Origin of the sequence: Victivallis sp. Marseille-Q1083, from assembly GCF_903645315.1 — a bacterium.
Classification (GTDB): Bacteria; Verrucomicrobiota; Lentisphaeria; order Victivallales; family Victivallaceae; genus UMGS1518.
Map to the genome: position 1 here is coordinate 1,923,058 of NZ_CAHJXL010000001.1, position 18,908 is coordinate 1,941,965.

Genomic DNA, 18,908 nt, shown 5'->3' on the forward strand with positions numbered 1-18,908 from the left:
CGGAAAATTCCGGCAGGAAAGTCGATACCGGAAGAAGACAAATAAGGATTTTCTATCATGAGTCAAACCGCCCGCGAGATGGCCGAACAGTTCCTGAACGGGGAGAAACAGTTCCATCTCGGTATGCTGCCGACGGAGCAATCCAATCCGAAAACCCGTAATCTGGACCGCATTTTCGCTGCCGATCCGGCCCGGGGAATTCAAACCTTGCTCGCTGTCGATTTCGATATCGTGCCGATGGCGAAACGCGTGTTCCGGAGCCGGGAATACCGGCAGTTGGTCGATGATGGTTTGCGGACGTTGCGGAATGGCGGCCGGCTGGGATTTTCCGGCTGCGGCGCCACCGGCCGGCTCAGCATCCTGCTGGAATCGATGTGGCGGCAATTCTTCATCGGCCTGCGCCGGGAGCATCCGGAATTGGCCGCGAAGTGCGGCGCCTGGGAGGATCAGGTATTCAGCATCATGACCGGCGGCGATTTCGCGTTGGTCAAATCGGTTGAAAGTTTCGAGGATTACAGCATATTCGGCCGCCGGCAGGCGGCTGACCTGGCGATTTCCGGCCGGGATATGCTGGTCGCCATCACCGAGGGCGGCGAAACCAGTTCGGTGCTCGGCACTGCGGCGGAAGCCGCCGACCGGGGAGCCAAAGTCTATCTGCTGTTCAACAACCCGGCCGAGGTATTGTGCCGTTATATCGAACGCTCCCGGCAGGCGATCGAGGACGAGCGGATCACCGTGCTGGATTTGTTCTGCGGTCCGATGGGCATTGCCGGTTCGACCCGGATGCAGGCGACCACGTCCGAGCAGCTGATTGCCGGCTTTGCGCTGGAGGAGATCATCCTGGCGCTGCTGGGGGAAAAATTGTCCGCCGCGGAATTGGCCGCGCTCGGTTTCGACGCCTATGAGCCGGCGGCAGCCTTCGAAGCGATGGTGCGGCAGATTTCCGGCGACGGCAATGCTGCCGAGCTGGCCGGATATCTGAAATTCGAAGCGGATATTTATGCGAAACACGGTCTGGTCACTTATTATGCCGCCGGCCATCTGCTGGACATCTTCACCGATACGACGGAACGCTCGCCGACCTTCATGCTGCCGCCGTTCCGGAAATACGATGAAACGCGGCAGGTTCCCTCCTGGGCGTTCGTCAAGGACCCGCGCTTTTCGACCCGGGAAGCCTGGTTGCGGGTATTGGGCCGTCCGCCGCGCTGCCTGGAGTGGCGCGCCGACGATTACCGGGCGATGCAGGCGCCCGAAGCTCTGGCGGCCAACCCGCCGGCGATCGGCCGGGCGGAATTGTACAAATTTCTGATCGGCAATGAACCGGATGACTGCCGTTACGAACGGACGCCGAATGTCGCGGTCCGCTTCAATGCCGGCAGTGAATGCGGGCAATTGCAGGAGTTCTTGACCGCTTTCGAGCGGGAAGCGGCGCATTATCAGCAGACGAAGGCGCTCTGGGTCGGGGAACCGCCCGATGCCGCCGGCGCCGACTTTCGAATCGCCTGCCGTTCTCCGCGTTCTCCGCTTCATTTGATTGAGCGGCTGGCGGTAAAACTGGTGTTGAACACGATGTCGACCGGCACGATGGTCATGCTCGGCCGGGTCAGCGGCAACTGGATGAGCTATGTTCAGGTTTCGAACAAGAAACTGCGCGACCGCGGCATCCGGCTGGTGGCGGAACTCTGCGGCGTCGATTATCCGACTGCCTGTTATGCACTGCACGAGACGATCGAGGAATTCGGCCGGACCGATTTCAGCAACCGGGAAATGCCGTCGCCGGTCCAGTACACCATTGAGAAGTTGGGCCGCCGGAGCTGAGCATAAATCCCCTGAAAAGTATTCGCCCCGCGGCGGACAGGCCGCGGGGCGACGGTTGCTCCGGTTCGGCGGCCGGAAAATCGTTCGATTTTCCGTCGGCTTCGCTTAAACCGGTTCTGTCGGTGAAAGTTTTTTTATTCCGTCATTTTCTGGTGGTTGTCGCGCAGGAAATCGAGCATTTCCCGGATTGCCTCATCGGCGGCCGCCCGCCATTCGTGCGCCATGTCCGGCACGTCGATCATCTGTTTGTGCCGGGACGGAATGTTGTTATAGGCGGCGTAAACCGAACTCGGCGGGCAGACCGGATCGATCCAGCCGACCAGTACGACCACCGGATTTTGAATCCGTCTGGCGAAATTGGCCGCATCGACGTAACTGACGGCCTGCAGCACCGCCTGTTTCTCCTCTTCCGGCGCGCCCTGCGCCACCCGCGGCCAGCCGGAGGCACGTCCGGCCAGATAGCCGCCGTGGTCGCAGAGGGCGGGGACGTTGGCGACCGTGTACTTGGTGTCCGGATTCATGCCGCTTAAGATCAACGCCGAAGCGCCGCCCTGGCTGCTGCCGAAGATCCCGAGGTTTTCACCGTCATATTGCGGCAGGTGGCGGACATAATCGATCGCCCGGTTGATGCCGAGATAAGCGTCGCGGAAAAAGAATTTTTTCCGGTCGGTTTGGCCGATCGCCGGATAATTCCGGTGCTCATAAGTCGCGTCATGGCGCTGCTGGTTGGCGTCGCGGTCCGGCAATGCCTCGTATTCGTGGACGTTCATGAACAGGGTGATGATGCCGGGATAACGGAACGTCGGGCTGAAATTGGCCGGGCCGGCCCCCGGCACGGACACCACCGCCGGGAAGGTGCCTTCCGCTTTGGGGATGTTCAGGAACCCATAGATGCGCTTGCCGCCGACATTGGCAAAGCTGACTTGATAGGCGTTGAATTCCCCGTCGGAGAATTCCGGCAGCGGTTCAATCCGGGCATCGACCGGTATTTGCTGCAGTTCGGCCAGGCTCTCCTGCCAGAACTGATTGAAATCGGGCGGCATCGGATAACCCTGCTTGATTTTTTCCGGTTCGACGGCGGCTGCGGCTGCCGCCCGGGCGACTTCCTTGCCGTCCACGGTCAAAACCGCATCGCAGCGCAGAAAACCCGGCTGGGTCAACCTGGCGCTGAGGGTTGCCGGTTCGACTGCCAGCTCGTAGTTGCCGGTTTCCAGCCGGTCCAGATCGTCGTTGGTGACGGTCAGGGCAATGCTGCCGGCGCGCAGCGGCGCGCCGTCCGCGGTGGCTTGCGCCTGGAAGGTGGTCAGTTGGCCGCAGCGCAATCTGGGCTGGTCCGGTTCGACCGTCAATTGGTATTGGACATCGGCCGTCAGCACGATGCCGCAACAAAGAAGGAAAACAATCAGAAAACTACGCAACATTTTTTCATCCTCAATTGCTTGTTGGGAAAAACGATCGGATAATCCTTCGGGTCAATCGAACACCACCGGCGCGAATGACTCCGGCGCGTGAAAGTTGAGCTCTTCGACCAATTGCCAACTCGCCCAGTGCGGATGGCTGGTCTGGTCGCCGCATTTGAAGAGGTTGGCCCGCCAGGTCTGGTTGTGGACCGGCCGGGTGATGCCGACCCGGCCGGCAATCAGCGAGAAGGGAATGAAGAAGCCGAGACGCCAGGTAACCGGTTCGGCGAGTTCCGGCTCGACGCGGTCGGGCAGGGTATGGAATACCTTGACTTTCGCTCCCTCTTCGGCGGTCAGAGCGGAATAGTCGGCAAAGCCGGAACTGGTGCGTCTGGCATCGCGGACGTGGTAGATCAGGTATTGGCCGTTGCCGCTGAATTCAAAGTTGAAATATCCCTGGCTGCCGGGCGGTTCGATGAAAAGTTCGACGCAACTGTCCTGGCAGACGCTGTCCTGGAAATGGTCGGCCACACAGCGGACAAAACGGTCCTGCACCTGAAACAAGCCGTAGAGGCCGAAATCGTCGTGCTGCAGCTTGCAGCGGACGACCGGCCGGTGATCGCTGCTTTCGGGACGGAAATATTCGATTTTAATCGGTTCGACATCGGCCCAGCACGGACTGTCCCAGCCGGCGGAGAGTTCAACGATGTTGCGGGCGTTGCGAATGTGGTAGCTCATGGCGGTACAAGACTCCTTTATCTTTGGCGCTGAAAGACACGTTGCTTCAGCGGTTATTCATTGAGGTGCGGGACGGTGACCAGCTCATCCAGAACTGCTTCCGGTTTGCCGTCGGCGTCGACGATTTTTTTGATGATGACGCCGGCGGCGGCGTTGCCGTCCGGCAGCATCGAAATCCGGCCGGTCAACGCGTCGAAGTTGCGGATGCCCAGAAACGCTTCCAGCAGGCTTTCCCGGTCGGCCTTGCCGTCCAGCACACTGCCGACCAGACTCATCACGTCGAATCCCAGCGCCTCGCAGTTGCTCGGGACCCGCCCGGTCCGGTCGAACATGGCGGCATTGAAAAAGTTCAGCTGCGGACTGAATTTGAGCTGGGAACTGAACATGGCGGCATGGTAGAGCGGGCCGTCGGCCGCATGGGTCAGATTGTTCAGAAATTCCGGCTCATCCCAGCCGTCGGCGCCGAAGATGGTGCCGGTAAAGCCCTGTTCACGGGCCTGGTTGACGATTTGCGCCGCATCCTCCGGATAAACCGGGGCGAAAATGGCTTCCGGCTTGGCGGCGATCGCTTCCCGCATGACGTTGCTGTAGCCTTCGCCGTCGCGAAAACCGACCGTTTTGACCACGGTGCCGCCCTTGAGGGTGAAGAAACGACTGAACAGCCGGGCGAGCATCCGGCTGTAAGTGCCGTCGTCGTCCAGATCGAGCAAGACGGCGACGGTCCGGATGTTGCGTTTGTGCAGCGTATAGTCGGCCAGCGCTTCCGCCTGGTCGCGGTCGGAGAAGCAACTGCGCATCATGTAGCGGCTCCGCTCGGTCAAATCCTCGCCGGAAGCGCTCGGCGTCACCACCGGCAGTTTCAGCGCGTTGGCCTGGCTTCTCATGCTCAATGCCGTATCGGTCGTGTAACCGCCGATGACCAGCAGGACGCCTTCCCGGTCCAGAGCCTGCATTCCGCTGATCGCCTGGACGGACCGGCTGCCGTCGTCCTCGACGAACAGCCGGATCGGCTTGGCCAGAAACGGCTCCTGGCCGTTGAGCTGGTCTTTGGCCAGTTCGATTCCCTGCAGGATCCGCTGCCCGTAGGCGGCATTTTCCCCGGACAACGGCAGCAGTACGCCGATTTTGTAAACATCGGTTTGCTCGTCCTGCGGTTCGGAGCTCAGACAGCCGCCAAGCCCGGCGGCGCAACAAATTCCGAGCGCAGCGGCCCAGTGGCGGCAGCGCCGGCGGAAAGAATGCAATCGTTTCATATTTCGGTAATCCCCCTGTTTTCAGTTCCGGTTTCGATAAAATAATGCCGGAAACGGGACAATGCCAGACTGCCAACGCTTTTATATTAAAAAAAACGGCGGAAGACGTTAATATGCGTCCCCGGCCGATTGCAAAGCGCCGACTGGGGTGCTAAATTACTGAAATTTTGCAGTTTCCGTAGAAATCGGGCGGGGCTTTCGTTTTGTAACTGCCCGGCGGACGGTGCAGAAAATCTGGAACAGTTGAGAAAAAAATGGCTGAATATCGAAGCAACACATGTGCTGAACTGCGGAAAGCCGATGTCGGCAAGACCGTAAAACTGGCCGGCTGGATTCACAGCGTGCGTGACCACGGCGGCGTTATTTTTATCGACCTGCGCGACCATTACGGCCTGACCCAGGTGGTGATCGATCCGGAGCGGGAGTTTTATCAGGAGCTGGAGCGCTGGCGGGTGGAGACGGTCGTCTCCTTTACCGGCAAGGTGGTCGCCCGCGCCGAAGGAACGGTCAATCCGAAGCTGGTTACCGGTGAAATTGAAGTGGTGGCCGAGGCGATGGAAGTGCTCGGCGAGGCGGAGGTGCTGCCGTTCCTGATCGCCAAGGACGACCATGCGCCGGAGGCGCTGCGGCTGAAATACCGTTTCCTCGACCTGCGGCGGGAGCGTCTGCACCAGAATATTCTGCTGCGTTCCCGGGTGATTGCCGAGATGCGCCGCTATATGACCGGCATCGGCTTCAATGAGTTTCAAACGCCGATTCTGACCGCCAGTTCGCCGGAAGGGGCGCGGGACTACCTGGTGCCGAGCCGCCTGCATCCGGGCAAGTTCTATGCCCTGCCGCAGGCGCCGCAGCAGTTCAAGCAGTTGCTGATGGTGGCCGGTTTCGACCGTTATTTCCAGATCGCCCCCTGTTTCCGGGACGAGGACGCCCGTGCCGACCGCTCGCCCGGCGAATTCTACCAGTTGGACATGGAGATGAGTTTCGCGACGCAGGATGAGATCTTTGCGGTGGTCGAAGGATTGTTCGTCGATGTTTTCAGCAAGTTTTCCTCGAAGAAATTCGACGGCGCGCCGTTCGTCCGGATTCCGTACCGCGAGGCGATGCGCCGTTTCGGCTCGGACAAGCCGGATTTGCGCAACCCGCTGGAGATGATCGACGTCACCGAACTTTTCCGCCATTGCGACTTCAAGGCTTTCGCTTCGACGGTGGCGGCCGGCGGCGTAGTGCGGGCGATCAAAGCGCCGCAGGTGGCCGGCAAGCCGCGCAAATTTTTCGACGACATGATCAAATTTGCCCAGGAAAATGGCGCCCGGGGCATGGCTTACATCATCTGGACCGGCAGTGAAGAGAAGAGCCCGATCGTCAAATTCCTGAGCCGTGAAGTGCTCGACGGTTTGAAGGCGGCCGGCGGAATCGCCGACGGCGATGCGCTGTTTTTCCTGGCCGATCAGGAAAAGGTGGTTCAGAAACTCGGCGGCGCGGTGATTCCGGAATTGGGTCGCCAGTTGGGATTGATCGATCCGGAGGTGTTCAAATTCTGCTGGATCGTCGATTTCCCGATGTTCGAGACCGACGAGGAAACCGGCGAAATCTGTTTCAGCCACAATCCCTTTTCGATGCCGCAGGGCGGCATGGCGGCGTTGGAAAAGCAGGACCCGCTGGAAGTGCTCGCTTATCAATATGACATCGTCTGCAACGGCATCGAACTCTCTTCCGGCGCGATCCGGAACCATCGGCCGGAGATCATGTACCGGGCGTTTGAAATCGCCGGTTACGACCGTTCGGTGGTCGACGAGAAGTTCGGCGGCATGATCAACGCCTTCAAACTGGGAGCGCCGCCGCATGGTGGCATCGCGCCGGGGGTGGATCGCATGGTGATGCTGCTGGCGGATGAGCCGAATATCCGGGAAGTGATCGCCTTCCCGTTCAACCAGCAGGCGCAGGATTTGATGATGAACGCGCCGGCGGAAGTGACGGTCAAGCAGTTGCGGGAACTGCATCTGCAGGTGGTATTGCCGAAAAAAGAGAAAGAAAAGCTGGAAAAAGGCGGCGAATGACCGTATTGTTTCCAGTCGTTTAAATGAGAGGGGTGAAGCGGTTGATTGGAAGGAACAACTTATTGTTTTGAGTTGTCTATTTCCAAGTTAGCTGTTTTACCCCTGATAAATTTATTAGGAGATAGATGATGAAGAAAGTTTTGCTGGGTGCCATGGTTGTCGCTCTGGTGGTGATCGGTGCGTTCGAAGGACGTGGCAGCAATTCCGAATTGCTTGATTTCGTGCCTCGTAATTCGTCGGTGTTGTTTTTTATCAATCTGGAAGATTTCTTTCAGTCCCAGGCGGTTCAGGGCGTGCGCGATGAAAATATCGAGGTGGAGGCGGCGATGCAGGACCTCGAGAAAAAACTGGCACCCTTCCAGGTGACGCCGGATCAGCTCTGCCGGCAGGTGCTGATCGGCGCCAATGTGGCGAACATGAACGTTGCCGCACTGTTCCTGACCGATTTGCCGGAGGACAAGTGCAAGGATGTGCTCAACGCCATGCAGGCCGACGAGTCCGGACGGACGGTGTCGGAGATGGAGACCAATGGCCGCAAAGTTTTTGTTTCGACCGTCAATCCCAACGATCCGGCCGAGCTGGCGAATGCCCCGGCTTTGACTTACGTCACGCCGAATATCGTTCTGGCGACGCAGTACAGCCAGGTTGGCGCCGTGCTTTCCGGGCTTGGCAAGGTTCTGCCGCGCGACCGCGAGGTGCTGGAAGTGGCGGAGGATATGCCGCAGGAGGCGTTGTTCTTTTTCGTCCTGAAAACCCCGAGCGGCGCCCAGCGGGAAGCGATGCCGCCGAATCCGCTGTTCAACATGGTCGATTTGTTGCAGCTGTACGGCAAACTGACCGGTGACAACGGCCGGGATGTCGAGTTGGATTCCACCATTTATTGCCGTGATTTGCGCGGTTCCTCGACGCTCGCCACCCAGTTGCAGGCGTCGGCGGCGATGATTACGACGATGGTTTTCAGCGATGAGCCGGACTTGGGCAGGCAGTTGTTGGAGTGCATCAAGATCTCCCGCGACCGGGAGGATGTCACGGTAAAAGTCAAAGTGCCGGAGGCGCTGGGCAGCGAAGTGGCGGATTATATCGCCTACAAGGGCACCCAGATGCAGAAAAATGGGGAAAATCCGCTCCAGATGATGCCACTGCCCGGGTTGGCGCCGGCGGAAAATGCCGGAGAGGCGACGGTTACAGTCGAAGGCGACGGCACGGGCGAGATGAAGCTGGAAGATTTGCTGAATGAAATTCCGGTTCAGGATGCGCAATGAGTTTATCGAATCCTGCCGGTAGAAGATGAGGATCGGCGTCCGTCAGCGCCGCCGGTCCGGCAAACGGCGGTTCGGCTGCCTTTTTTATCTGCTTATGCTGACGTTGCTGGGCGGAATGGGCGTGGCCGGCTGGCTGGTCGCTCGTGATCTGCTGGATTATTGGGTGGATGACGACCGTTTCGATTCTTATATTCAGGCCGCCGCCGCCAAATACGCGGTGGACAGCCGGTTGATCAAAGCGGTGATCTTCGAAGAGAGCCGTTTCGATCCGGCGGCGGTCGGCAGTTCTGGGGAAATCGGTTTGATGCAGGTGTTGCCGTCCGGCGCCGTGGCGGACTGGGCGGAGGAGCAGCGCCAGGCGCCGCCTTCGACGGTGATGCTGTTTTCGCCGGAGTTGAATATCGAGATCGGCAGTTGGTATTTGGGAAAAGCGTTGCGGCGCTGGCAGCAGTATGAACACGGCACCGAACTGGCGCTTTGTCAGTACAATGCCGGCGGCTCGCGGGCCGAGAACTGGAAGCCGCCGACGCCGGATGGCGAGGTGTTGGACCGGATTGATTTTAAAAGTACGCGGCGATATGTGGAAAACATCATGGCGCGTTATCGGGATTATTGTGAAGAAGCCGAGCAATGAGGAGTAGATGGCGATGAAAGGCGGAAAGATTTGGCCGGGGCTGCTGACGGCGGCGTTGGCGTTTACCGGTGTTCTGGCGGCGGAAAGCGCCGCCTGGCGGGAGAATTTTGCCGATACCGAGAAAAAAGACGGCCGGCTCGAAGCGGTAGGCTGGAAACTGGATGCGACGAAGTTCGGCGTGCCGAAGACCAAATTTTACGTCGAGCCGGAGGAGAGCGCCGAGGACAAGCAGGTTCTGGTCATCGACAGTGAAAAGGCGACCGGCTGCATTTTGTATGATTTGTCCGACAAGGTCGATTTGCAGAAGACGCCGATCATGCGCTGGCGCTGGCGGGTCAAGACGCTGCCGGACGGCGCGGACGGCCGGGACGAGGACAAGGATGACCAGGCGGTGGCGATCTATATCGGAACCAATGCCCTGCTCGGCAAACGCAGCATCGCTTACCGCTGGGAAACCGATACGCCGAAGGATTATGCCGGGGAAGTCAAATATGCCGGCGGTTTGATGCGGGTCAAATATTTCGTCGTGGAAAATAAGGAGACGCCGGCGGGGGAATGGGTGACTGAAGAGCGCAACGTGGCGGAGGATTTCAAGGCTGCTTACGGGTCGGTGCCGAAGAAGTTTGCGATCAGCGTTTGCGGCAACAGCCAGTATACGAAGACGGATACCAGAGCCGAGATTGATTATATCGAATTTGTGGCGAAATCGGACCAGAAATGACGGGGCGTTGTTCCACGGCCGGGCGATCGGCCGTTTTTTGTATCGCAACAATCGTTCCCGAAGGAAGTTGAGGGCATGGACGACGGTGAAATGACGGAAGGGGCGGCGTCCGGCGCGGCTCCGGCGGCGGAATTGAGCCGGTTGGGCAAGCTGTGGACGCTGTTTTTCGTTTTTGCGAAGATCGCCACCTTCGTCATCGGCGGCGGCTATGCGATTCTGCCGGTGGCCGAGCGGGAGTTTGCCGAGAAGCGCGGCTGGATCAAGGATGAAGAGCTGTTGGATATGCTGGCGATCGTCCAGACGGTGCCGGGGATCATCGCCGGCAATACGGCGATTTACATCGGGTACCGGGTGGCCGGTTTCTGGGGCGCGCTCTGTTCGCTCATCGGTATTGCGCTGCCTTCGGTGGTGATCATCACCTTGATTGCGGCGTTTTTCTCGCGCACCCCGATGGATAACGTCTGGCTGCAGGGGGCTTTCATCGGCGTGCGTGCGGCGATTTGCGGCCTGATGCTTGCGACCGCCTGGAAGATGTGGGGCAAGGTCATGGACGGAGTCGTACCCTATCTGCTCGGATTGGGCGGGGCCGCCGGGATTGTCATGTTCTCGTGGAATCCGGCGCTGGTGATCGTGGCCGCCGCGCTGGTCGGTGCGGCGTATTATCCGGCCTGCTGGTATTGGACCGCCCGCCGGCGGGCGGCAGGGAACGGCGGCGAATGAGCTATCTGGAGATTTATCTTTGTTTTGTCAAGCTGGGCTGTCTGTGTGTCGGCGGCGGCAATGCGATGCTGCCGTTGTTCATCGAGGAGATGGTCAACAAGCGCGGCTTGCTCACCATCGAACAATTCGGCAACCTGGTGTCGATCGCCCAGATGACGCCCGGCCCGATCGGTGTGAATACCGCAACTTACGTCGGTTATCTGCAGGGCGGTATTCCCGGCGCGGTGATCGGAACTTTCGGACTTTTGACGCCGGGAGTGCTGCTGGTGATCGCGGCGGTCTATTACATCCGCCGCTGGGAGCACAATGCGCTGGTGCAGGGAGTGCTGACCGGCATTCGGCCGGCCTCGCTGGGGCTGCTGGTGGCGGCGATCGTCATTTTTTCGGAAATGTCGGTGTTCAGCGCCCGGCTGCCGTGGTCGTGGGTGTGCGATTGTTTCACCGGCACGATTCGCGCTTTTCCGGCCGTGAAAGTTCGTTTCCCGGCGCTGCTGATCTGCGTCGGCGCGGCGGTCGGTCTGTTGAAAACGAAAATCAATGTGGTGTATTTTATCATCGGCGGCGCGGTGCTGGGGGCGCTGATCTGCCGGTGAGCGATCAGGAACAAAGGAAGCAGTTATGAAGATCACGTATGGGATTTCCCTCTATGACTACATCGAAATTCCGGCGGGAGAGCTGGTGGCGATCTTGCGGGAAAACCGGGTGGAAGCGCTGGAATTCTTTCACGGGATGTTTGCACAGGGCGACATCCTGGAGACGCTGGAGTTGTTCCGGCAACTGGTCTTTTCCGGATCGGTCGTCAGAACCAGTTGGCATATGCCGTTCTGCTGCGGGTATGATTTGTCGACGGTGCCGGAGAATTACTGGAACCAGGAACGGCTCAACTTCGCCAGCCAGCTCGGGCTGGCCCGGCTGCTGAATGCCGGAATCGCGGTATTTCATTCCAGTTTGGAGCCGATTCTCAATTACGAACGAACCCGGAAGATCGGCAATGTGATCGCCAATTGCGAAGCGCTGGCGCCGGTGTTGAAGGCGAACCGGGTCAAGGGTGCCTTGGAGCTGCTGCCGCGCAGTTGCATCGGCAACACGGTCGAGGAACTGCAGTATATCATCGAGCGGCTCGACCCGGAGGTCTATGGAGTTTGTTTGGATTTGAATCATTGCATGGATCGTTACCGGGAACTGCCGGATGCCATTCGCGCGTTGGGCGGCCGGCTGCTGGAGCTGCACGTTTCGGATTACGACGGCGTCGATGAAAAGCACTGGGTGCCGGGGGAAGGCGTCAACGACTGGCCGGCGATCATGGCGGCGTTGAAGGAGATCGATTATGACGGCCAGTTTGTTTACGAAACCCGCTCGAAAGGCGGTACGGTACGGGACCGCATTGGAAAATTAACCGAAAATTATCGTTGGCTCAGTACATTATCGAAGTGAGTGACAGGAAGAAAAGATGCAGGAACGCGAAGTGACCGGTTCCACCCGGTTTCAGGGGTTGTCCGCCGCTCAGGTCGCGGACAGCCGTCGGGAACATGGCAGCAATGTTTTGAATCCGCCCGCCCGCCAGGTGTGGTGGAAGCAATTTCTGGGAAAATTCGACGATCCGGTCATCCGGATTTTAATCATCGCCGCCGTCGTGGCGATGGGCACCGGCGAGCTTATCGAAGGCGCCGGAATTCTGGTCGCGATTTTTCTGGCCACCGGACTGGCTTTCCTCAATGAATTCAAGGCGGAAAAAGAGTTTGACATCCTGAACAAAGTCAATGATGACGTGCCGGTCAAAGTGATCCGCGACGGCCGCTTCCAGGTGATTCCGAAAAAAGAAGTGGTCGTCGGCGATGTGGCGTTCATCGAATTGGGCGAGGAGTGCCCGGCCGACGGCAGGGTGCTGGACGCGGTCAATCTGCAACTCGATCAATCCCGGTTGACCGGGGAATCCGATCCGGTCGCCAAGCTGCCGTTCGACAGTCCGGAAATCGCGGCTGACGACGGCGATACTTATCCGGCTTATCTGGTGTTGCGCGGCACCCCGGTGGTCGACGGTTACGGTTATATCGAAGTGACCGCCGTCGGGGCCGGCACCGAAATCGGCCGCACGGCGCTGGCGGCCTCCGAAGAGACCGACGGCGATACGCCGTTGAGCCGACAGTTGAAAAAATTGGGCAAATTGATCGGGGTGATCGGCTTCGGGGTCGCGACGGTGACTTTTGCCGCCTTGGTCGTTCGCGGCGTGGCGTTGAAAACGTTGACGCAGAGCGCCGCCCAGTGGAGCGTTTCCGCCATTCTGCTGGCGGCGATCGTCGTCGCGCTGGCGCGGGTTTGGCTGCCGGTCTGTTTTGACGGCTGGGAGTTGTGGAAAGGCCGCGACGCGGCGCCGGGCTGGTTGAAGAAAGGAGCGGCGCGCGGCTGGGGACTGATGGTGGCGTTGGGCGCCGGCATTGCCGCGCTCGGTCTGGCAATCCTCTGGATTGGCGGCGTTCTGCCGGCGTCCCCGGCCGGCTGGATCAACGCGGCGGCGCTGCCGCACTTCATCAATTTCTTCATGATTGCGGTGACGCTGATCGTCGTCGCCGTGCCGGAAGGGCTGGCGATGAGCGTGACGCTCAGCCTGGCTTACAGCATGCGCAAGATGACCGCCGCCAACAATCTGGTCCGCAAAATGCACGCGTGCGAGACGATCGGTGCGGCGACGGTGATCTGTACGGACAAAACCGGCACTTTGACGATGAACCGGATGACGGTGATGACGGCGGAATTCGCGGCTCTGCAGGGGAAAACGCCGGAGAACGCGTTGAACTTTGTCGCCGTTGCGATGGCGGCCAACTCCAGCGCCAATCTGTCGCGCGCCGGGGATGGCCGGGCGACGGCGGTCGGCAACCCGACCGAAGGCGCGTTGCTGTTGTGGCTGGAAAAGCAGGACATTGATTATGAACCGGTGCGGGAGTCGTTCCGGATTCTGCACCAATGGACTTTTTCGACCGAGCGGAAATTCATGGCGACCAAGGGAATTCGTCATGGGGAGCAAACGGAACTGCTGCTGGTCAAAGGAGCGCCGGAAATCATCCTGAACCGTTGCGTGGCGATCGAACACGCCGATGCTGTGGCGGAGTTGACGGACGCCGAGCGGCAGGATATCCTTCGCCGGCTGCTGGAATTCCAGCAGCGCGGCATGCGGACCCTGGGATTTGCCTGGAAGGAGAATCCGGCGGCCGGCGATGAACTTGCCGACGTGGCGGTTGGCTTGACCTGGCAGGGGTTTGTCGCCATTGCCGACCCGGTCCGGCCGGATGTGCCGGCGGCAGTCCAGGCCTGTTACGACGCCGGCATCAAGGTGAAGATGGTTACCGGCGACAATCCGGAAACCGCCCGGGAAATCGGCCGCCAGATTCACCTGTGGGATGACCGGGAAGCCGGCGAGGGCGAAATCATCACCGGAGCCGAATTCGCCGCGCTGCCCGACGGGGAGGCGGTGGCCGCCGCGGTGAAATTGAAGATCATGGCCCGGGCCCGGCCGAACGACAAGTTGAAACTGGTCAAAGCGTTGAAGAGCGCCGGCGAGATCGTCGCCGTCACCGGCGACGGCACCAACGACGCTCCGGCGATGAATTATGCCGACGTCGGCATCGCGATGGGCAAAACCGGTACGGCGATCGCCAAGGAGGCGGCCGACATCATTTTGCTGGACGACTCGTTCGGCAGTATTGTCAATGCGGTGATGTGGGGGCGTTCGCTCTACCGCAACATCCAGCGCTTCATTCTCTTTCAATTGACCGTCAACGTCGTGGCGTTGTCGATTGCCATGCTGGGGCCGTTCATCGGCATCGAATTTCCGTTGACGGTCATCCAGATGCTGTGGGTCAATCTGATCATGGATACCTTTGCCGCGCTGGCGCTGGCGACGGAGCCGCCGAGCCGCGAGGTGATGAATCTGCCGCCGCGGCGGAACGACGCTTTTATCGTCACGCCGGGCATGTGGCGGGGTATTTTTGGGGTGTCGGCGATTTTTCTGCTGATGCTAGTCGGTCTGTTGAGCTGGATGGATTGCCGGGATTATGAAAATGACCGGTACTGGCAATCGATTTTCTTCAGCTTGTTCGTCTTTCTGCAATTCTGGAATATGTTCAATGCCAAATGTTACGGCAGCTGCCGGTCGATTTTCAGCCGTTTGTTCGACAACCGGGCCTTTCTGCTGATCGCCGGCGGTATTCTGGTCGGCCAGGTCATTCTGGTGGAAATCGGCGGCGAGGTGTTCCGGACGACGCCGCTGGGCTGGAAAGAGTGGCTGGCGGTGATCGGCGCTTCTTCGGTGATCCTGTGGTGCGGCGAAGCGGTGCGGTTCGGCGGCCGGCTGAAACGGCGAAAGACGGGACGGAGCGCATGAGCGGTCGACTGCAAACAATCAATTTTTTTTCGGAGAGAAACTGGTAACGATGGATATTACCGATTATTCGTTTACCCGGCCGCCGCAGGCCAGGGCATTGATCCCTTTCGGGGTTTTTCTGTTGTTTTATTTCGGTGTGTCGCTGGCGACCGGCGACTTTTACAAAGTGCCGATGCCGGTCGCCTTCCTGGTGGCTTCCGCGACGGCGCTGGTGATGAATCACAAGGCATCGTTGCGCAGCAAAGTCGAACTGTTCGCCCACGGCATGGGCAATGTCGACATCATGTCGATGTGCTTGATCTTTATTCTGGCCGGCGCATTTGCCAACACCGCCAGAATGATGGGCGCGGTGGACGGCACCGTCCACCTGGCCATCGCGATGATTCCGGGCAAATGGCTGCTGCCGGGGCTGTTCCTGGTCGGCTGCTTCATTTCGCTGGCGATCGGTACATCGGTCGGTACCGTGGTGGCGTTGGCGCCGATCGCGATGGGCTTGACCCAGAGTCTCGATGTTTCTCCCGGCCTTTGCCTCGGCGTGGTGGTCGGCGGGGCGATGTTCGGCGACAATCTGTCGATGATTTCCGATACGACGATTGCGGCGACCCGGACGCAGGGGGTGGAAATGCGGGAAAAATTCCGGGCCAATTTGAAAATCGCCCTGGCGGCCGCTGTGCTGACTCTGGTCATCTATCTGTTCCTGTCGCCGAAGGTGACGCAGCCGCTGCCGTCGGACCAGGCCGGTTCGGTTTGGGCGTTGCTGCCGTATCTGTCGGTGCTGGTGCTGGCGCTCTTCGGCGTCAACGTCATGGCGGTATTGCTGGTGGGGACGGCACTGGCCGGCGCCATCGGCATCGGCAACGGCAGTTTTTCGGCATGGGGGTTCCTGGACGCGATGGGGAAGGGCGTGCTCGGCATGTCGGAAACTTTGATCGTCGCGTTGCTGGCCGGCGGGCTGTTGAAGGTCATCCGCTACAACGGCGGCATCAGTTATCTCCTGAATGCCATCGAACGCCGGATTCACAACCGGCAGGGCTGTGAACTGGGCATTGCCGGCCTGGTTGCTGTCGTCAACGTTTTTACCGCCAACAACACGGTGGCGATCGTCGTCGCCGGACCGATTGCCAGGGACCTTTCCGATCGTTTCGGCGTCGAACCGAAGCGTTCGGCCAGCATTCTGGATGCGACCAGTTGCGTCGTTCAGGGAATTCTGCCGTATGGCGCGCAGATCCTGGCCGCCGCCGGCATCGCCGGCAGCACCCTGGTCAGCCCGCTGGATATCATGCGGTATATGTTCTATCCGTATCTGCTGGCGGTTTGTCTGCTGGCGGCGATTCTGTTCGATTTCAAATTGCTGTTCAAACGAGTGAAGGATGAAGGAAAATGAAAAAAATCTGGCAGGCTCTGTTGCTGTTGGCGCTGGGAATCGGCGGCGTGACCGCCGCCGAAGTGACCGATTTGATTCCGCAGGGCGCCGACGGCGCGATCTGGCTGCGCAACGAACGGCTATACGGCCACCCGGCGCTGCAGAGTTTGATGGCGTCCGGCGATATCAGCGGTTTTCGCGACGAGCTGCAGTTGTTCCGGTTCAATGCCGCCGGCACTTTGCCGGATGTCGTCGTCGCGTTGTTCGGCGCCCAGCGGACCGGCGTCGTTCTGGCGGCGATGGAGTACTCGCCGGAACAGTTGGCCGCCTGGCTGAAGCAACGCTATGCGGCGGCGAAAAATGTTCAGGTCAAACAATATCGGCAAGCGGACAAGCCGGTGGTGGAACTGGTGTTTCAGCGGCCGCAGAAAGCGGACAAAAGCTATTACGTCGTCTATCTGGCCGGGGACGTCGTTTTGCTGGCCGGCAATAAAAATCCGGTGCCGTGGACGGTGTTGAACGGTCAATATGACGAGGCTCTGGGCAGGCAGTTGGCCGCGATCGGCCGGGATGATCTGATTTTTGGCGTTTCCAACCGGCCGTCCGGTATGAACTTCGACCCGTTGGGCCTGACCCGGCAGATGGATCGATTGACGTTCCGGGTCGGCAGCGCCGAAAACGGCCAGGGGTTGAATGCCGAGGCGCTGGCGGCGTTTCAGGATGAGAAAGCGGCGCTGAATGCTGAAAAACAGGCGCAGATGCTGACTACGATTTTATTGGTGGCGCTGTTGGGACAGCAGCCGGAATTGTTTCGGGCGGTCAATGGCAGTTTGCAGTTTCAGCAGGAGGACGCCGGTCTGAAGGTGACTGGAAAATTGTCGGCGGAAGACCTTCGGCGGCTGCGGAATTTGTATGAGCGCGATCCGGAGCTGGGGGACAAACTGAAAACATTGCCGGGGAATCCGGTTCGGCAATGAAACCGGAAGCGTTCAGGAAGCGCCGGCGGAAATGGCGGTGGATTCCGGCCGGCGGCGGTCTGCTGCTGCTGTTGCTGCTGTTTCTGGGGCTGGGATTGCCGCGCGACTATCGGCTGCCGCCGGCGGACGAGGCGGAGATTGCCGCCGCCCAGTCGGTGGTGGAAAAATTGCATGGCGCGATGACCGACCGTGACGGCTATGTCGCCGAAGCGGGGCGTATCGTCCTGACCGGCGAAGAAATCAACGCGCTGCTGCGTGGGGCGGTGCGGGCTTACCAGTGGCGGAACCGGCCCAGTTTCGGGGTGGAATTTGAGGCCGGGATTTTTTATTGCCGTTTCAGTCAGCCGCTGGCGATTGGCTTGGCTGCCAATGGCGAATTGCGATTTACGCCGTGCCTGGAAAATCGGCAATTGCGCGTCGACTGGTTGGGCGGCCGAATCGGCTGGCTGCCGGTCCCGGCCGGTTTGATTCAGTCTTCGGCGGACCGGGCGATCGCGGAATTGACTGCTTCGGAAGAGTTCGCATTGGCCTTGCAAGTGGTCCGCACCATCCGGCTGAACGACCGGCGGGAGCTCGAAATGGAATTCAATCCGCGGGAAATCGGCCCGTTGCTTCAGTTGCTGAGCCGCCGGTGAGTTGCGGATTTGCCAGTTTTCGGGCGGAGTTTGCATGCTGGATTGCGTCCGGGTACGAGCAGCCGGAGCGGTTTTTATTTTTGGGTATTCAACTGCGATAACGACGGCGTACTGCAGTCGGCGTTTTACCGCAATGCTGGCGGATCAGCGCATTCAGATGGGTGACATTGCGCATGCCGGCGGCGAAGGCGATCTCCTTCAAGCTCAAATCACTGTAAGCGAAAAGGTGAAGGATTTTTTTCAGCCGCTTCTGAATCCGGTATTCGCCGGGGGTGATCCGGTAACGTTCGAAAAAGAGGCGGCGCAGATGGTCGCGGCTGCCGCCCGCCTGCCTGCTCAATTCTTCCAGTGAATGGTGCCACTGTTCGTCGGCGTCGATCAGCCGCCGCAGCCGGGCGGCCGGCGTATCCACCTCCGGTTCTTCCAGGAAGCGGGCCAGCAAACCGGCCAGCAGCAGATCGGCTGCCGCCAGATGACGCGGCAGCGAACTGTGAATGTAGTCGGTCAGCCGCTTAAAGGCCATGCGCAGCGTTGGAATTTCATCCGGTGCGATGGCGAGTTCGGCGGGAACCGGCAGCGGCCCGCTCGGCGTATCGATTCGGAAACAGTGCGACGCCGCGTCGAAGCCCAGCGCCTCCCAATCCAGCATCACGACCCAATTTTCCCGTTCCGGACCGTATTCGAAGTCGGTTTTCATGCCGGGGAAAGCCAGCGAGAGCCGGGCGCCGGCATCGGCGGAAAAAATATTTTTCAATTTGCCGTCCGGCCCGTAGACATAATCGCGAACCACCCCCCTGACATAAAAAACCAGCCAGCGGCAGGGGATGGTCTGGCAGGCTTTCTCCGGCTGCCGGTAGACGCCGGCGGCGATAATATGAGGCTGGAGCAACATGTCGCAATTTTATAATATTTGGTTTTATTCTGTAAATATAAATCGCTTCCGGCGGATTAC

The 18,908-nt window shown here is 59.6% G+C and carries 16 protein-coding genes; 12 read left to right on the plus strand and 4 right to left on the minus strand.

Annotated elements, in window-relative coordinates; all coding sequences use genetic code 11:
* Nucleotides 1-57: 57 nt before the first annotated feature.
* The gene (locus tag HWX74_RS07765; RefSeq protein WP_176013001.1) at nucleotides 58-1,818 is read left to right on the plus strand and encodes a sugar phosphate isomerase; all 1,761 of its coding nucleotides are present in this window, start codon (nucleotides 58-60) and stop codon (nucleotides 1,816-1,818) included.
* 134 nt (nucleotides 1,819-1,952) lie between these two features.
* On the opposite strand, the gene HWX74_RS07770 is transcribed toward HWX74_RS07765, so the two are convergent.
* Genes HWX74_RS07770 through HWX74_RS07780 form a run of 3 tightly spaced genes read right to left on the minus strand, consistent with a single transcriptional unit; the run spans nucleotide 1,953 to nucleotide 5,209 of the window.
* The gene (locus HWX74_RS07770) at nucleotides 1,953-3,239 is read right to left on the minus strand and encodes an acetylxylan esterase (RefSeq protein WP_176013002.1); all 1,287 of its coding nucleotides are present in this window, start codon (nucleotides 3,237-3,239) and stop codon (nucleotides 1,953-1,955) included.
* 51 nt (nucleotides 3,240-3,290) lie between these two features.
* Entirely contained in the window at nucleotides 3,291-3,956 is a 666-nt protein-coding gene (locus tag HWX74_RS07775; RefSeq protein ID WP_176013003.1) for a carbohydrate-binding family 9-like protein, read from the minus strand.
* Between the two features lie 53 nt (nucleotides 3,957-4,009).
* Nucleotides 4,010-5,209, minus strand: coding sequence for an ABC transporter substrate-binding protein (locus tag HWX74_RS07780; RefSeq protein WP_176013004.1), 1,200 nt, complete (start codon nucleotides 5,207-5,209; stop codon nucleotides 4,010-4,012).
* Nucleotides 5,210-5,463: 254 nt separating this feature from the next.
* Between HWX74_RS07780 and aspS the strand changes: the two genes are divergently transcribed.
* The 11 genes from aspS (at nucleotide 5,464) to HWX74_RS07835 (ending at nucleotide 17,956) form a co-directional block, all read left to right on the plus strand.
* Complete coding sequence (gene aspS, locus HWX74_RS07785; RefSeq protein ID WP_176013005.1) at nucleotides 5,464-7,266, plus strand: aspartate--tRNA ligase; 1,803 nt, start codon at nucleotides 5,464-5,466, stop codon at nucleotides 7,264-7,266.
* A gap of 125 nt (nucleotides 7,267-7,391) precedes the next feature.
* Entirely contained in the window at nucleotides 7,392-8,528 is a 1,137-nt protein-coding gene (locus HWX74_RS07790) for a hypothetical protein (RefSeq protein ID WP_176013006.1), read from the plus strand.
* 25 nt (nucleotides 8,529-8,553) lie between these two features.
* Nucleotides 8,554-9,162 (plus strand): lytic transglycosylase domain-containing protein, encoded by a 609-nt coding sequence (locus HWX74_RS07795; RefSeq protein ID WP_176013007.1) that lies wholly within the window; start codon nucleotides 8,554-8,556, stop codon nucleotides 9,160-9,162.
* A gap of 13 nt (nucleotides 9,163-9,175) precedes the next feature.
* On the plus strand, nucleotides 9,176-9,883 hold the full coding sequence (locus HWX74_RS07800; RefSeq protein ID WP_176013008.1) for a DUF3047 domain-containing protein: 708 nt from the start codon (nucleotides 9,176-9,178) through the stop codon (nucleotides 9,881-9,883).
* A gap of 75 nt (nucleotides 9,884-9,958) precedes the next feature.
* Entirely contained in the window at nucleotides 9,959-10,603 is a 645-nt protein-coding gene (locus tag HWX74_RS07805; RefSeq protein ID WP_176013009.1) for a chromate transporter, read from the plus strand.
* Nucleotides 10,600-11,196, plus strand: a complete 597-nt coding sequence (locus HWX74_RS07810) for a chromate transporter (RefSeq protein ID WP_176013010.1) — start codon at nucleotides 10,600-10,602, stop codon at nucleotides 11,194-11,196. Before HWX74_RS07805 ends, HWX74_RS07810 begins: the two co-directional genes overlap by 4 nt.
* Before the next feature lie 25 nt (nucleotides 11,197-11,221).
* Nucleotides 11,222-12,037 (plus strand): sugar phosphate isomerase/epimerase, encoded by an 816-nt coding sequence (locus tag HWX74_RS07815; protein WP_176013011.1) that lies wholly within the window; start codon nucleotides 11,222-11,224, stop codon nucleotides 12,035-12,037.
* Between the two features lie 16 nt (nucleotides 12,038-12,053).
* A complete protein-coding gene (locus HWX74_RS07820) occupies nucleotides 12,054-14,981 on the plus strand; it encodes a calcium-translocating P-type ATPase, PMCA-type (protein WP_176013012.1) in 2,928 nt (975 codons plus the stop codon).
* A 49-nt stretch (nucleotides 14,982-15,030) separates the two neighbouring features.
* Complete coding sequence (locus tag HWX74_RS07825) at nucleotides 15,031-16,365, plus strand: Na+/H+ antiporter NhaC family protein (RefSeq protein WP_176013013.1); 1,335 nt, start codon at nucleotides 15,031-15,033, stop codon at nucleotides 16,363-16,365.
* Entirely contained in the window at nucleotides 16,362-17,321 is a 960-nt protein-coding gene (locus HWX74_RS07830; protein ID WP_176013014.1) for a hypothetical protein, read from the plus strand. The genes HWX74_RS07825 and HWX74_RS07830 overlap by 4 nt, the downstream gene beginning before the upstream one ends.
* On the plus strand, nucleotides 17,318-17,956 hold the full coding sequence (locus HWX74_RS07835; RefSeq protein WP_176013015.1) for a hypothetical protein: 639 nt from the start codon (nucleotides 17,318-17,320) through the stop codon (nucleotides 17,954-17,956). The genes HWX74_RS07830 and HWX74_RS07835 overlap by 4 nt, the downstream gene beginning before the upstream one ends.
* Nucleotides 17,957-18,044: 88 nt before the next feature.
* Here the strand turns inward: HWX74_RS07835 and HWX74_RS07840 are convergent, their stop codons facing one another.
* Nucleotides 18,045-18,848, minus strand: coding sequence for an AraC family transcriptional regulator (locus HWX74_RS07840; protein WP_176013016.1), 804 nt, complete (start codon nucleotides 18,846-18,848; stop codon nucleotides 18,045-18,047).
* Nucleotides 18,849-18,908 lie beyond the last annotated feature (60 nt).

Excerpts from the sequence above, each read along its gene's own strand:
- HWX74_RS07765 (WP_176013001.1), top strand. The coding sequence starts at position 58 with ATGAGTCAAACCGCCCGCGAGATGGCCGAACAGTTCCTGAACGGGGAG.
- HWX74_RS07770 (WP_176013002.1), bottom strand. The coding sequence starts at position 3,239 with ATGTTGCGTAGTTTTCTGATTGTTTTCCTTCTTTGTTGCGGCATCGTG.
- HWX74_RS07775 (WP_176013003.1), bottom strand. The coding sequence starts at position 3,956 with ATGAGCTACCACATTCGCAACGCCCGCAACATCGTTGAACTCTCCGCC.
- HWX74_RS07780 (WP_176013004.1), bottom strand. The coding sequence starts at position 5,209 with ATGAAACGATTGCATTCTTTCCGCCGGCGCTGCCGCCACTGGGCCGCT.
- aspS (WP_176013005.1), top strand. The coding sequence starts at position 5,464 with ATGGCTGAATATCGAAGCAACACATGTGCTGAACTGCGGAAAGCCGAT.
- HWX74_RS07790 (WP_176013006.1), top strand. The coding sequence starts at position 7,392 with ATGATGAAGAAAGTTTTGCTGGGTGCCATGGTTGTCGCTCTGGTGGTG.
- HWX74_RS07795 (WP_176013007.1), top strand. The coding sequence starts at position 8,554 with ATGAGGATCGGCGTCCGTCAGCGCCGCCGGTCCGGCAAACGGCGGTTC.
- HWX74_RS07800 (WP_176013008.1), top strand. The coding sequence starts at position 9,176 with ATGAAAGGCGGAAAGATTTGGCCGGGGCTGCTGACGGCGGCGTTGGCG.
- HWX74_RS07805 (WP_176013009.1), top strand. The coding sequence starts at position 9,959 with ATGGACGACGGTGAAATGACGGAAGGGGCGGCGTCCGGCGCGGCTCCG.
- HWX74_RS07810 (WP_176013010.1), top strand. The coding sequence starts at position 10,600 with ATGAGCTATCTGGAGATTTATCTTTGTTTTGTCAAGCTGGGCTGTCTG.
- HWX74_RS07815 (WP_176013011.1), top strand. The coding sequence starts at position 11,222 with ATGAAGATCACGTATGGGATTTCCCTCTATGACTACATCGAAATTCCG.
- HWX74_RS07820 (WP_176013012.1), top strand. The coding sequence starts at position 12,054 with ATGCAGGAACGCGAAGTGACCGGTTCCACCCGGTTTCAGGGGTTGTCC.
- HWX74_RS07825 (WP_176013013.1), top strand. The coding sequence starts at position 15,031 with ATGGATATTACCGATTATTCGTTTACCCGGCCGCCGCAGGCCAGGGCA.
- HWX74_RS07830 (WP_176013014.1), top strand. The coding sequence starts at position 16,362 with ATGAAAAAAATCTGGCAGGCTCTGTTGCTGTTGGCGCTGGGAATCGGC.
- HWX74_RS07835 (WP_176013015.1), top strand. The coding sequence starts at position 17,318 with ATGAAACCGGAAGCGTTCAGGAAGCGCCGGCGGAAATGGCGGTGGATT.
- HWX74_RS07840 (WP_176013016.1), bottom strand. The coding sequence starts at position 18,848 with ATGTTGCTCCAGCCTCATATTATCGCCGCCGGCGTCTACCGGCAGCCG.